The organism is Acinetobacter sp. I-MWF (genome assembly GCF_025433935.1).
GTDB classification, from domain to species: Bacteria; Pseudomonadota; Gammaproteobacteria; order Pseudomonadales; family Moraxellaceae; genus Acinetobacter; species Acinetobacter guillouiae.
In genome coordinates this window covers 3,025,297-3,039,782 of sequence record NZ_JAMBAR010000001.1, presented here as the reverse complement: position 1 = coordinate 3,039,782, position 14,486 = coordinate 3,025,297, and the positions used below count along the sequence as shown (strand labels likewise).

Sequence of the window (14,486 nt, the reverse complement as noted above, 5' to 3'; positions counted from 1 at the left end):
TTTAAGAGTTGGGGTAGGTTGTGTCAGAACCACAAGCGTTGATTAAAGTGGCTGTGTGCAATGTGGCACAGTTGCTCAGTGGTAAACGAATTAAAACAGAAAATCAAAGATATATTCAGGGGCAATTAAGCATCCCTGAGTATCAGCGCCCATATGTGTGGGGTGAAAAGCAGATTGATAAACTGATCAACGACCTAAAAGATCATCAAGAACAATTTACAGACAGTCCTTATTATCTTGGAAGTGTGATCTTACATGCCCAAGATGGATGTTTAAATATTATTGATGGGCAACAGCGTTTAACTACACTTGCTTTGCTTGGCTATCTCAATAGTGAGCTTGATGACGTATCTCTCATTTATCAGGCAAGCCTAAGCATCCAGCATATTAAACAAAATTTACAGTACCTTGAAAAAAATCGGAGTAAATGGGAAGACTACATAAACTTTGAAAGTATTGTTGTATCACTTGTAGTCACTGAATCTGAAGATGATGCTTATAAGTTTTTTGAAACACAAAACACAGGTGGGGTAAGGCTCACAGGACCAGATATTATTAAAGCGCATCATTTGAGAGCTGTACCTGTCGATTATAGAAATCATTATGCGAAAGAGTGGGAAGATTTAGGTGAGTTACAAGGCATAGTTATGACGCTGTTAAGAGGGCGTTATTGGAATAGCCTAAAAGGACGAATAGTCCCATTTTATCAAGAAAAACAAAAAATTCGAGATGAAGTAGTTGAAGAGTTTGCCAACCGAACCCTAAAACATCAAGACGATGTTGCTTATGGTCTTATGCGCTTGACATATACACCCATGACCAAACAAGCAAAGCAAGATGTACAAAATAGTTACCAGCTTAGACAGCCGTTAAATGAAGGTATTAATAGTATTTCCTATATGCAATACTTTCAAAATTTATTCTGTAAATATTATAAAGATTTAAAAGTCAGCTATTTACCAGAGTATGCTAAATTTATTGATTGGTTAAAAAAGCTAGAAGGCTGTCGTTTTTTAGAAGAACTTTTCGTCACAGGGTTGATGTTATACCTCAGTCAATTTGGTGAATATAAGCTTGATGTCTTCGCTAAGAAATTGTTTAGGGTGGCCTATTCAAAACGTGTCAGTAATAAAAAAGCAGTAAGGGCAGATTCAATACCGGAGTTTTTGAAAAGCCATAAAGTGTTAGATCAGATCGCTTATAGCTTTACAGCAGAACAGGTTTTTGAAAGTTTAGATTGCTTTGAACTAAAAGTAGATGAAGATGGACTCAATGAAAACACTGTCAAAAGACATTTTGTTGAGGAAACAAATGCACACTTTGAATTAGGAATACGCCCAACACAGTATGCTGAACAATTTGCAAAACAGTTGAGCCAAAAGATACGGAATTTGGGGTAATAAGAATGAATCAAGCAGTAAATACAGAGCTTTTATGTTTAAAGCACGTTGTAGATGAGAACTATCAATTCGTAATCCCTAGCTATCAACGTCCGTATGTATGGAGTTCAATTCATATCGAAGATCTGCTCAATGATATTGAGGAAGCATTCAAAAATGATGAACCTCACTATTTTATTGGTACAACATTGTCATCCAAAAAAGATCTTTCAACTTATGAATTAATAGATGGGCAACAGCGTACAACAACATTGATGTTATTTGCCTTGGCTTGCCATGATTACAAAGATTCAGTTTTAAAAGGGCATCCGATACTCATAGTCTCAACTTACGCTAAAAAGCCAAGATTGCATTTTGAGGTTCGGGAAAGAATTGAATCCTATTTAGGTTCTCAAGCAGGGCTTGATGGATTTGGTCAGCCATCGCAAGATCAATTGGCTGAAGACGCTTATTTAAAACATATACATGCAGGTCTTGAGTACATAAAACAAAGACTTCACAAAATAAGTCAAAGTGAGTTGGATCTTAGGGAATTTATAGACTACATTTTTGAAAATGTAAGATGGATTAATAACATTATCCCGGAAAAGACTGATTTGAATAAACTGTTCTCGAGTATGAATACTTCGGGAATACAGTTAGAGCCAGTGGATATTCTGAAATCCAAAATTTTTAAAAAAATTACGAAGAATAAGCAGCTTTATGAGGCAATTTGGGATGCTTGTCAAAATATGAATACATATTTTGAACGGGTGTTACGTAAAAAGATTGAAGCTTCATCATGGAATAAATTGAGTTATGAGGATCTTGAGCACTATGATGCAGAAAGCATGGTGTTTGAGGTTGAATCTGAAAGTTCTAAAAAGTCATTTTTGAAAGGTTTATCTATTCAAGAGATAGATAGTAAACGTAATATTTCAAATTATGAAAATGATAGTGAAAAAGAAACAGAACATGAAGATCAGATAGAAGCAGATATTCCGGAGGAAAGTAAAAATCATTGTCGATCTTTTATTAGCTTCGAGTTGTTATTAATTCATGCATTGCGTATCTACAAAGTGTTAAACGATGAGAATGATATTGAAGAGCGTCTGATTTCTTCAAATTTACAAAAGATTTTTAAAGACTTTGTAATTCAAGCCAGTGAGAAAGAGATAAAAGATTTTTTGGATGTATTATGGCAAGTGCGATATCAATTTGATACGTGGTGTGTGAAGTGGCTAGAGAATGAAGATAGTGGTGGTGAGGAATTACGTTTAACTTCGATAAATCGACAGAAAAAGAAAGAAGCTAAAAAAGCATATTTTAATAGGACAAAGAAAGAACATTCTGCTTTAGAGCTTTTACAAAGTGTGCGAATTTTTACTGGTGAACGTAGTGCTCAGTATTGGTTAACGCCATTTTTAATTGGTTTAATAAATGCTGATTCTTCTTTAGACCAAGATGATGTCGTTGAGTGGTTAGAGAAAATTGATAATGATTTATCTTTGGCAGTAGATGATGTCACTCAAAAAGTAGCGAGTTATCAACTTTGTCTTGAGGATGAAATAGGAACAAAAGACTGGCAAGAGCTCCAAGACTATCTAGAAAGTCAAAAAGGGACTTCTTTTGAACATTACTGGTTCCAAAAATTAGAATATGTTTTATGGAAAAACTATGGTCGTCGTACGGAGAAAAAATTTAGAAACTATCGTATCACTGCAAAAAACTCAGTAGAGCATGTACATCCACAAAATGAGAGATTTGGGGCTGTATTGACGGAGTCATATTTGCATGCTTTTGGCAATTTGGTTTTACTCAGTCCAGGACAAAACTCAGAATATAGTAATAAGCCTGTGACTGTTAAATTAGCAGAGTTTGAGAGAAAGCCATCATATGATTCTTTAAAGCTTAAATATTTATTTGATACTTTTAAGAAATCAGAAAGTAAAAATTTAAATAAGCATGTTATTAAGGTGCATCAGGATCGAATGATTGAGCTGTTAAAAATGCATTATTGTAGAATAAGGTTTTAGAGATAGGTCTGCGTAACAAAGTATCATGCACAAAGTATTTAATGGGATATTTTAAATGTTGGTACATCAAGTTTTTAACCGTTCAGTGAATCGTGTCTTTATTCTAGGTAATATTCAGAACATACAGCCAAACACATTGGGTCAAACATTCGAATACCACATCATTATGGAAACACAAGAAGGGTTGAAGGACAAATTCGGCAACCAAAAAACTCAGACCGAACAACACTATATCGTTTTAGATCATAGTTTTGCTGAAGACTTAAAAAAGCTAAGCACTGGGCAATCTGTGATGCTTCAAGGTCGCCTAAAAGTGAAGCAAAATGGTCAATACCCACAGTTTAAATGTGGTAGTTATATTCAAGCTGTACAGCTATTTGATCTTGAGGCTCTGCTTGACTTAGATGAAATAGAGCATGACGACGGTCTGCCATTTCCAAAACAGCTTGTAAATTCTTTGTGGTCTAAATAATCAGACCACCCTTTATTCCGTATCGTTAAGGAATAGGTTCTAAATATGTTAATCCAATTTATACATCCCAAAGATACCAATCAAACAGCCGTAAAAACCTTAAGCCAGCAATTACAGCAATTTTTTAATGTCACTGATTACCGTATCAATGTCGGTTGGATTCACTCACGTACACGCTCAGATCAAGGCTATAACATTCGTTCAGTTAAAGGCTCAGAACGTTATTACTTACATACAGGTAAAGAGCATCATGATTTAAAGATTGGCGATCTGATTTTCTTTAACTATACAGCATCAACACATTGTGATGATCGTCTGGATATTGTTGCGCATATCAATTTAGAAGGACTATTTGATACTAAAAACTCTGCGCTGATTATCAGTTTTTTAGAATTCTTCTATGTGATTTTTGCCTTTGCGGTCAAAAAAGAACTATATACACAACAGTTAGAAAACCTCTGTCAATTACTGCTTAAACAACAGTATGAGGATGAGGTTTATCAAAATGTGTTTGGAGTACGAAATCTAAGTCAGCATTTATTGCTAGAGCATGATGCTTTAAGCAATACCTATATCCATGCTTATTTATTAAATGCTGAAGAGGAATTACCTGAAAGCGTATTAATCAAATTACTTAAACAAAAGGCAAAGACACCTGAAGATCTAGATGTTCTACTTACTTATGCAGATCACAAAGGATTTGATCAATTTAGCTTTGCAGTCAAATTGGTTTCTGGTCGGACACTGAATGTAAATGACATCGGTAATATACAATTAGCAGATCAATATAGTTTTTTAAATGCCTATATACCAAAACACCCATTATGGCGTGAAATGGTCTTGGCGCATCCTGACACGCTATATAGTGATGACATTGCACAAAAATTTATTGATGAATTACCTGAAGATAAAACGCAGTGGCTTGAGGCTTTAAATCAGTTACCGTTAAATATTCGAAATAGTCTTGCTAATAGATTGGCAGAAGAACACTTTGCTTATGTTTATCAGCTTATTTCTGATGAACAACTTTATGTAAATTTCATTTTAGAGTGTATTTATAAAAACGATTATAGTTACTTCGATGAATTCTATGCCTATGCTCAAAAACATGAATTTCATCATGTAAAATGTATCCTCAATATTATTTATTTTAAAGCAATAAATCGTGAATTACCCCTTTACCAATTAGATAAAATTATAAAAGACTATACGAATGATTTATTCATTTCACATAGTAAAAATGATGTGCTAAAGAAAATTGAATATACAATTTTTGCTGATTGTAAATATCAACCTCGAATAACACAGCACTTTGCTAATTCTAAATATCCTACCTATAAACCTAAACTCTCACGTCAAAGCTTTTGTGAGGGAATTGAATGGTACAGGGATGAACCGGCTGAATATGTGGTTATAGATGGTCATAAAAAAATTATTAAAGAATTAGATCCGAGCGTTGATTTTAGTCATTTAAATAGATTTACAGAGATGGTGAGCACTCGTAAAGTAAAATGCAGACGTCATGGTTGCAATGCTTGCACGCCTGATTTACTGAATGAAAGTATTTTTTATCAGTTATTGCATCAAGTAAAATTTAAACCAACACTACTGCACAAATCAGGATCTAATAATAATCAAGTTTTACGTTTGATCTCAGGTATCAATCGCTGGAATACTATCTTAGAACGTTTGCAATGTAAAAAATGTGAGAGTCCATTTTCTGTTTCAGAACACTCGCCCAATTCGATGGGTAAGATGGCACACTCAGCAACGTATTGGCATTGTTCGAATCCTCAATGTCATGAATACACACACGTTATTAAAATTACTCATTGCAGATCATGTCAGGGGGTTATTGATAGCCGTGAATCAAAATATAGTTGTAATCCTTATGAAACTCTGTCATTTAATAAATTTTATCTATGTACGAATTGCGCTTCTTGTTGCTCAACTCATGGATTTAAAGGTACTTGCCCGCATTGTGGTTTAGATGATGCCTATGAGAAGAATGTAGAGAGAACTAGAGCAGAATGTCGTGGGTGTAAGAAGACAGTATCTATTGAACCTTTTGAGTTCAAGAAGTTTCTGACTAAGAAACAGCAAAAGCCATATGTTGAGAGTAAGAGAGATCTTAATGTAATTGTTGAACAAATTGATGGTGTAAAAAAGCTATACATTTATGATTTATATCATGCTTTAACAGTTGGTCGAATCAAGCATGTAGCATTAAAAACTTATGATTTTATTGTTGACGTTAAAATCTTAGTCAAAATGGCATTTTTGGGTTTAGAACACAAAAACTATCAGCCATTTGTTGAAGCTTATGAAATACCTGATATCAAAGAAGATGACTTTGGTAATGTAGATTTCGACACTTTTGAAAAGCTAAAAGAAATTGCAGACAAAGCACTGAAACGTCCTTATTTCCATCATCTTTATAAAACAATTGAATTACCGTTTACCATTGCTTTATATCACTATTCCAAGTCTGGACTACAGCTACCTGCTACTAAACTGAGTACATTTGCCGAAAAAATCGAAAAGGCACGCAATGGCATTAGTTTCGATATTCAAAAGCAAACAGGCGTATTTGCTTCAGATACTGGCGCAATTAAGCAGTATTTAAAAGACAAATATCAATATGACATCTTGATGCAATCGAAGCAAGATGAAAGTCTGGATCATCTCTTAAAGAAAGTTCAGCAAGATCCTGTTGCACATTTATATCATCAATTTGACAAACTCAATCGTGCGTCTAACTTAGTCAAAGCATTTGCCAATACTACGCAAGATCGAGTACATCCTAAGTATCAAATTTTGGGAACAGTGACAGGCCGTTGTACAGCAAAAGATCCTGCCATATTGTCTTTCCCTAAAGCCTTTCGCTCTATTTTTGCCAATCAAGAAGGGTATACGTTGTATTCCTTTGATTATGGGCAAATTGAACTTGGGGTTTTGGCAGGGTTATCAGGTGATCTGCAACTGATTCAGGACTATAACCAATCAGATATTTATCAAGAGCTAGCAGATGAAATAGAGATTAGCCGAGATCAGGCAAAACTCTTCTTCCTTGGTTTAATTTACGGTATTCAAGATGACAATTTAAGCAAAATGATGTCAATGCCAAGTCATCAAATTACTCAGGTTCGTCAGCAAATTTATCAGCGTTATCCAACAATTGATCAATTAAGACAGGAGTGCATCGAATTCGGTCAGCAACATGGTTACATTAATAATATGTTTGGGCTACATCGTGCAAGTGTAAAAAATAGACCAAGTAATGCTTATCTAGATCAGTGGGAGAACAATTGGTTCTTTAATTTCCCAATTCAAAGTACAGCAGCAGCTATTTTTAAATCCGCCTTGGTACAAATCTTCCAAACAGATGTGAAGAAAACCATGCAGTTGGTATGCCCATTATATGATGAGTTTTTAGTGCAGATCCCTCATGAAGATCGCGAATATTATATTTCACTGATTGACTCATGTATGAGTAGCGCCCTTTATAATGCTTTTAACATGCTAGAACCAAAAGTCGATTTACAGATGTATAGTGAAACATCTTTGGATGAATACCATTCAGATGCGTGGTTACACTGGTTTAATCGATTTGATGTAAACTCAGAAAAACGTGTGATCGAAAAAGATGTTGAATTGCCATTTTGATAATAAGAGAAATCATCGAATATTATGAAAATTACTAAAATCTCGCTGACAAATTTTCGTGCATTTAAGCAGACTCAAACCATTGAGTTTGCTTCTGTTACCTTACTTTTCAGCCTAAACAGGGTAGAGAGTCTATATCTAACTAGAATGTGTCTACACTATTGGAGACTATTAAGATTAAGTAAAAATAATTACTAAGTGAAGGTCTTATTACCTTTAAGTTAAAGGGGCAAGTTCGTAATGTCATGGAAAATTCTGTCACAAAATTTGGCACAAATTATAAAATCTAGAAGATTCTATTAGATCTTAATTATTTGATAAATAATGAATTAAACCTAGATAGAATCTATTAAAAAGTTATTTGCAGAGTTCGAATCTCACCGCTTCCGCCAAATATTTAAAAAGACCTTTGACGTTCAAGGGTCTTTTTTTTGCCTATAATTTTGTCTCAGAACATAACCCACATAAAGTTGTGAATTGGATAGTTTCGTTAAGTCTAACTCTGATTGAGAGGGAGAGGTTATCTAGCTTTTTAGAAATACAAATAAATGAAATTATAAATTTTCTTTATGTTTTACTACTTAGAAGTATAACATCTAAAATTTAGTGGATTATTGAACGGTTTTTTTAAAAAATATAAAATAACTATTTTTAAATCGGATGGAAGTTTAATTGTTAAGTGTTTACCCGATTAAATTGGAATGCACCAAATTAGATTTCTATTGTTTTTTTTAATGAAATATGCACCATAATAAACATTTTTATCAAGCAATAGTAAAATTATATATTTATTTCTGGTTGGTATGTTATTTGCAAGTGATTAATAAGAATACATTCTATTAATTTGTATAAGTTAATCTGAAATGATGAATTTTTTTATTTTTTTAAAGATGATAAAAATCTATTTGATACTTTTGGAGAAATTAGGAACTTATGAGGATTTTTAATAACTTATTTTTATCTTGTACATTGCTAAGCCTAATAATGACTGGGTGTACAAATCGAGATGAAATTTCTAAAGTACTATCAAAGAATTCTGATATTCCTAAAGGTGTCAGTAGTCGAGATATAAAGTGGTATATAAATAGAGAGGATGTTCGTATGCAAATAATCAAAGTTTGTGATTTAGATACCTCAAAATACTATCAAAGAGATGATTGTCAGAATGCAAAAGGGGCTGAATATTTTAAATTAATTCAGTCTAATAGAAACTTAAGTAATGACTTAAGGTTGAATGAGGATAGAAAATATTTGAAAGAAGTCATGGAAAGTAGAAAACATTGATATTGCGTAAAACTTGCTTGTATAGTTTGATAAAAATAGAGGGATAAATCATGTGTATTAGAAGATTAATAAAAAATAAATTTACGTTTTGGATGTTTTCTATAATTCTAGCTTTATATAGTGGTTTTAGTTTTGGAATAATGTATACAGTTGATAAGGAAATTGTGATTTCAAAGGATAATAATATAAAATCTTGTACAGCTGGATATAATGTCCTTTCTGGACAGATTGAATACAATAAACCAATTATTTCAGGTGCTTTACCATATAATCTTAATTATCGAAAAACGACTCGACATCATATAATAGATTCAGAAAAAGAATTAGGTGTGGATTCATGGTCAGATAATTATGATGGATTTGTAGAAAGTTACTCTGGAACATACTTTACAGCAAACAACAATTTTATTCTTATTAAAAACTATACAATCAAGCTCCCTGGTGATGCTAGTCGATATTATTTTAAAAATGGGCCTACTTCATTTAAAGATGTTGGTTATCCTGAACCGAAGGTGACTGAGTATAATAGAGCTTTATATCGCATATACGGTTCTACAGAACCTCCTGCTTCAAGTTTACCAGGAGGGGGCTGGTCAAGTGGTGGATCCTCTTCAACTAATTTTGGTGAAATTCAGTTTACGGTTGGTACAAATTTGATGACCGTTATTCGTAATGGCATTGAATATAGTGCAACGGTTTCGAAATCTTCTAATGGACGAGTCATATTTCGATTCAATAAAATTAAATATCCAGATGGAAATGTTGTAAATTTGAGTTATGATAGTGGTTTAAATTTAGTTTCAGTATCTGATAGTAAAAATAATGTACTAACTTTGACTCGAAATGGAGCACAAGTTACATCTATTAAGTTCACAAGTGGTACACAGGGAGACTATCAGCAATATGATTTCTCTTATAATAACGTAACTGCTGGAACTGTTAATTATCTGCAATTGACTGAAGTTAAAAATAGATTAAACGGAAGAAAAGAAAGTTATACTTATAGTTCTACACTTTCATTACCTTATTATGAGGCTGCTAAACAGGGTAATGTTGCTAATCCCGAGGTTGTTGCCCAGAGACCAACATTAAAATCGGTTCAAAATCATTTAGGACAAGCGCAACAAACGTGGCAAGTGGATTATCCAAGTGTTGTATTTGATAGTTCAAAATATATATCAAATTCAAAAACTGTTTTAAGATCATATTTAGGGGAAAATCCAACAGCACTCGATATCAGTACAACTTATGATGATACTTATAATAGCAGTCAAATAACGATGGCTTTTTCACCTGATGGAAATCAATCAGCTAGTACAATTATTAATACAACTCATCCAGATTTTACTAAGACTAATATTGATGTTACAGGTTATCCATGTTTAACAGTAAATGGAAAGCCTATTAAATATATAGTTTATGCTCCTGCTGATAAGCATCCTACTCAAATAACAGATCAAAAAGGAATAATTACAGCATATACTTTTGATGACAAAAATAGAATTTCACAAGTAATTGAAGCTGTGGGATCAAGTATCAGTCGGACAGCTACTTATGTATATTCAACATTGTCAAATGGAGCAATTAATTTATTTAATATTCCGAATAAAATAACAAAAGGAACTGTTACTGTAAATAATGTCATTAATGTGAATGGTCAAGTAATTTCACAAACTCAAACATCTACACAGACGGGAAGCACAAGTAAAACTACAACTTATACTTATTATACAGATGTCAATTCATCTAGTAATGGCTTATTAAGTTCGGAAGATGGCCCTCGCTCTGGAACATCGGATAAAATTAATTATAGCTATGATAACTATGGCAATTTAGCTACTAAATCTTCAACGATAAATGGTTCTGTAAGAACTGAACAACACTTAGGTTATAATTCTTTTGGGCAACCTGAACGTATCGTTCAAGCAAATGGTATGGTTAAAAAATTCAATTATAATGTTGATGGAAGTGTTAGTAATATTGTTTTTGGGACTGGATCTACAACTGGGGTGGTAACTGGTCAAAACTATTCATTTACCTATGATGACTTAGGGCAACTTCGTGTATCTGTATTACCTGATGGTGATAGCAAAAGCTTTAATTATGATCAAATTGGAAGATTGGTTAAAACAGTCGCAGAAGATGGTAGTATTTTTACAAAAACGTACTTTAAAAATAATGTAGTAAGTTCTGATCTGCTAAATGATAACTCTGGTACTACTTTAGTTAAATCTTTATATCGTAGTATTGATGGAAATGGTCGAATTTCAAAAGTCCAATTGGGGACGGATAGTAATTCTAACACTATAAACTTTAGCTATGATCTCAATGGTAATGTTTTAGAAATAGCATCTGCATTAGGTATCAATGAAACATGGACTTACGATGAATTAAATCGAATGAAAACACATAAGGATGGAAATGGAAATGTAGATACTAGGGGGTATGATGCAAATGATAATTTAGGCACATTAAATGATGCTTTTAATTCAGGGCTAACCTTTTATGATCAACGAAATAATAATATTTTGACACGAGAGTATAATCAAGATTATGGTGAAAAAAAATATACATATAATGAAGCTGATCAAATAATTCAGAGCCTTTTCGGAAACAGAAAATGTAGTTTCCCAAATATTGATGAAATAGGGCGTAATCGAAATGTTAATTGCCAAAATGTAGGTGGTAATACTGATGCACTATTGGCTTTTGATAATAATTATAATTTTGATGTAAGCCGATTTGGGCGGTTAGATAGTATTACATCAAATGCTGCTTATGGAGTTAATACAAATTATTCATATGATTTATTTGATAGAATTATAAGTAAATCTCAACTAAATAAGGCATTAACTTCTTTAGGAACTTCAGAAAATATATCAACTGTTAGTTATGAGTGGAGTCTAGGTAACAAACTTGTAAGCCAAACTTTGCCATCAGGACGCAAGTTGAATCTAAATTATAATTCCGCTCAGAAAGCTCAGCTTTCAAATATCACATTAGATGGAACCCCTATTATAAATAGTATTTCATACAATGGTGGAGGCGATATTACAGGTTGGAATTGGGGAGTAGGTGGTCGTTATTCGATAATTTATAGCTCTAATTCTACTGGGGCAATTAAACAAATTGCAAATACTAACAGTAGGGGGGGAATTAACTATAGCCTAGATTATGGGTTTGATCGTGATGGTCGAATTGTTAGTATTAGTAGAAATAATAATATAAATGATACATATGCCTATGATAATGCAGGGAACTTAACGAATGAAAGTAGGGCTAATGGATCAAATTCTGTTTATAGTATTGGTTATACATATGATCAAAACAGAAATCGTAAAACTTTAAGAGCATCTGGGGCACATTTACAATCTGCGTCTACTGTAGACTACTCCTACACGAAAAATAAACTAACCTCTTTTATCAAAGATGGTACTTCACAACCCATCAATTATACAGCAAATGCTGAACTCTATTTTGGTTCAAATACTGCAAATTATGATTATGCTGGGCGTCGTCGAGGAGATGGGCAATCAAATAATTTTAATAGGTATATGAGCTATACAGCAAATAATGAACGTTCTCTAATTAGCTTATCAAGTTCTTGGACTTATAGTACGATTCAATTTGTATATGATGAAAATAGTAATCTCATTGGTGAGTATACATATTCTGGTGTTCCTATAGTGGAATATGTATGGTTAGAAGGAAAGCCAATCGCAGCAATATATGGAAGTGGTGCTGAAACAAAGATTTATTATATCGTAACAGATGTATTGAATACTCCCCGTCGTTTAATAGACAGTAGTACTGGTAATATTGAGTGGAGTTGGGATAGTACCGCTTTTGGTGTAGGAGCACCAACAGGTAGTATCACTTTCAACTTAAGATTTTCTGGTCAGTATTATGATTCTGCTACTGGTCAATTTTATAATCTTAACCGTTTTTATAATCCTGAACTTGGTCGATATATGGAATCTGACCCTAGTGGAATGGCAGGAGGTTTGAATCCATATATTTATGCATTAAATAATCCAAATATATATGTTGATCATAATGGTAAACATCCTATAATTGGAATAATGATAGTAGGGGGTATAGTTGGTGGCGTTGTTGGTGGAGGAATTAATGCACTAGGTCAAGCTTATGATATTTATAATGACCCTTCTAAAAGCTTCAATGGGTATAAATTTTTTGCTGCAGTAGGGGCTGGCATTGCTACTGGAGCATTAGCTCCAGTAGCGACATCTTTCCTTAGTGCTGCTGCATTAGGTGCTACATCTTCATCAGCTTCATATGCGATTGGTCAATATATTGATAATAAGCCAGTTACTCCTTTCGGATTAGCAACATCAGCTTTAGCTGGAGCCACTTTTGGTGGTTTGATGAAAGCCCCGAGCTTAGATCAACTTAAATATCGCTCCTATACAAAAAGTGATTATAACAAATTATTTTGGGAGAGTTATTCCGACAAAGCTTAAGGTTTTACTATTCTTGGGGCAGCAGCAGGAGAGGGTTCATCAAAAACAAGTGATGGATTTGAGAGCTCGCATTCGAGAGAAATAGAGCAATTTATTAGAGATTGGCAAAGAATTGATTTTGAAATTAATCATAAAGCTTGGTCGATAACTGTGACATTACCAACTATAAAATTATGTTGGGGAGATTGTATTCTAGAAAAATAAATTATGGAAATATTTATGAGCTAATTTTGCTAAAGCTAAATTAACTCATATAAATTAAAATATTTAAATTGAGTTTTTGGGAGTCATATGATGTTATCGCCGATTTTAGTTGACGCAATTTTGTTTTTTATTGGATTGGTTTTTGGGAGGTATTTGGGGTTTATATTTAGACTTACATCTTCCTATATTGATTACTTTATTCGATTAAAAATAAATAAATTTTTTGCTATATTTTTGGGGTTTTTTATAACAATTTTCGTATTTTCTTCATGTATATTACTTATATTTTTTTTATTGACAATTATTGGACGAGATAATTTAACTAAAGAAGGGAAGTTTATATTATTTTTTGGTATATTTTTTGGTGTGAGATTTTTTACATATAAATCTAAGAAAAAATTAGATCAACAGTCTTGAATTTAACTGTGTCATGTGTTGATAAAAATGGATGTTTTAACTTGGTAAGCTCAACATCCTCATTAGGAGTTTACTATGAGTAAAATACAAAAGTTTTATACACAGAATTCCAAATTCCAAGTTGAAACGGCTTTGTAGCACAAAGATTTAAATGAATTAGTTCAGATCTAATCAGACATTGATCTTGAAAAAGAGAAAATTACCCGTTTTGATAAATGTGTCGAGTCATAACAAAACAAAGGTAACTTTCTATGATACATACTAACAATCAAATTATTAAACACAAAGTATGGGACTGTTCTGAATTTTTTGTAATTTCCATTTTAAATTAATAATTTAAGTATGGACGTTAGCAATGCTTCTCAATTTAAGACAAAAGCATAAATTTTGTCAACCATTTTTATTCTTCACAAAAGTTAGCCCAATAAGATATTAAACTTTTACGTTTTTCAATATAAGCCGCGTAAATAAGCGGATTCAACTTCATCAGGTAATTTATGGGTAAGAAATAAAATCTAAAAATATTTTATTTTTATATCAATTGTTT

6 protein-coding genes and 1 pseudogene are annotated in these 14,486 nt (G+C 32.9%); 6 read left to right on the top strand and 1 reads right to left on the bottom strand.

What is annotated here, in order from left to right; all coding sequences use genetic code 11:
* Window positions 1-20 precede the first annotated feature (20 nt).
* From M2R48_RS14040 to M2R48_RS14015, 6 genes are all read left to right on the top strand, one after another.
* Window positions 21-1,400 (top strand): DUF262 domain-containing protein, encoded by a 1,380-nt coding sequence (locus M2R48_RS14040; protein ID WP_262086506.1) that lies wholly within the window; start codon window positions 21-23, stop codon window positions 1,398-1,400.
* A gap of 5 nt (window positions 1,401-1,405) precedes the next feature.
* On the top strand, window positions 1,406-3,415 hold the full coding sequence (locus M2R48_RS14035) for a DUF262 domain-containing protein (RefSeq protein WP_262086505.1): 2,010 nt from the start codon (window positions 1,406-1,408) through the stop codon (window positions 3,413-3,415).
* Window positions 3,416-3,470: 55 nt separating this feature from the next.
* On the top strand, window positions 3,471-3,887 hold the full coding sequence (locus M2R48_RS14030) for a hypothetical protein (RefSeq protein ID WP_111034310.1): 417 nt from the start codon (window positions 3,471-3,473) through the stop codon (window positions 3,885-3,887).
* A gap of 45 nt (window positions 3,888-3,932) precedes the next feature.
* Window positions 3,933-7,553 (top strand): DNA polymerase, encoded by a 3,621-nt coding sequence (locus tag M2R48_RS14025; protein ID WP_262086504.1) that lies wholly within the window; start codon window positions 3,933-3,935, stop codon window positions 7,551-7,553.
* Between the two features lie 1,101 nt (window positions 7,554-8,654).
* The gene (locus M2R48_RS14020) at window positions 8,655-8,837 is read left to right on the top strand and encodes a hypothetical protein (protein WP_262086503.1); all 183 of its coding nucleotides are present in this window, start codon (window positions 8,655-8,657) and stop codon (window positions 8,835-8,837) included.
* 50 nt (window positions 8,838-8,887) lie between these two features.
* Window positions 8,888-13,318 (top strand): RHS repeat domain-containing protein, encoded by a 4,431-nt coding sequence (locus tag M2R48_RS14015; RefSeq protein WP_262086502.1) that lies wholly within the window; start codon window positions 8,888-8,890, stop codon window positions 13,316-13,318.
* 1,021 nt (window positions 13,319-14,339) lie between these two features.
* On the opposite strand, the pseudogene M2R48_RS14010 reads toward M2R48_RS14015, so the two are convergent.
* Window positions 14,340-14,445, bottom strand: a pseudogene (locus tag M2R48_RS14010) (integrase); the annotation flags it as partial.
* Between the last annotated feature and the right edge of the window lie 41 nt (window positions 14,446-14,486).

Coding starts and splice junctions, on each gene's coding strand:
- M2R48_RS14035 (WP_262086505.1), top strand. CDS start 1,406: ATGAATCAAGCAGTAAATACAGAGCTTTTATGTTTAAAGCACGTTGTA.
- M2R48_RS14030 (WP_111034310.1), top strand. CDS start 3,471: ATGTTGGTACATCAAGTTTTTAACCGTTCAGTGAATCGTGTCTTTATT.
- M2R48_RS14025 (WP_262086504.1), top strand. CDS start 3,933: ATGTTAATCCAATTTATACATCCCAAAGATACCAATCAAACAGCCGTA.
- M2R48_RS14020 (WP_262086503.1), top strand. CDS start 8,655: ATGCAAATAATCAAAGTTTGTGATTTAGATACCTCAAAATACTATCAA.
- M2R48_RS14015 (WP_262086502.1), top strand. CDS start 8,888: ATGTGTATTAGAAGATTAATAAAAAATAAATTTACGTTTTGGATGTTT.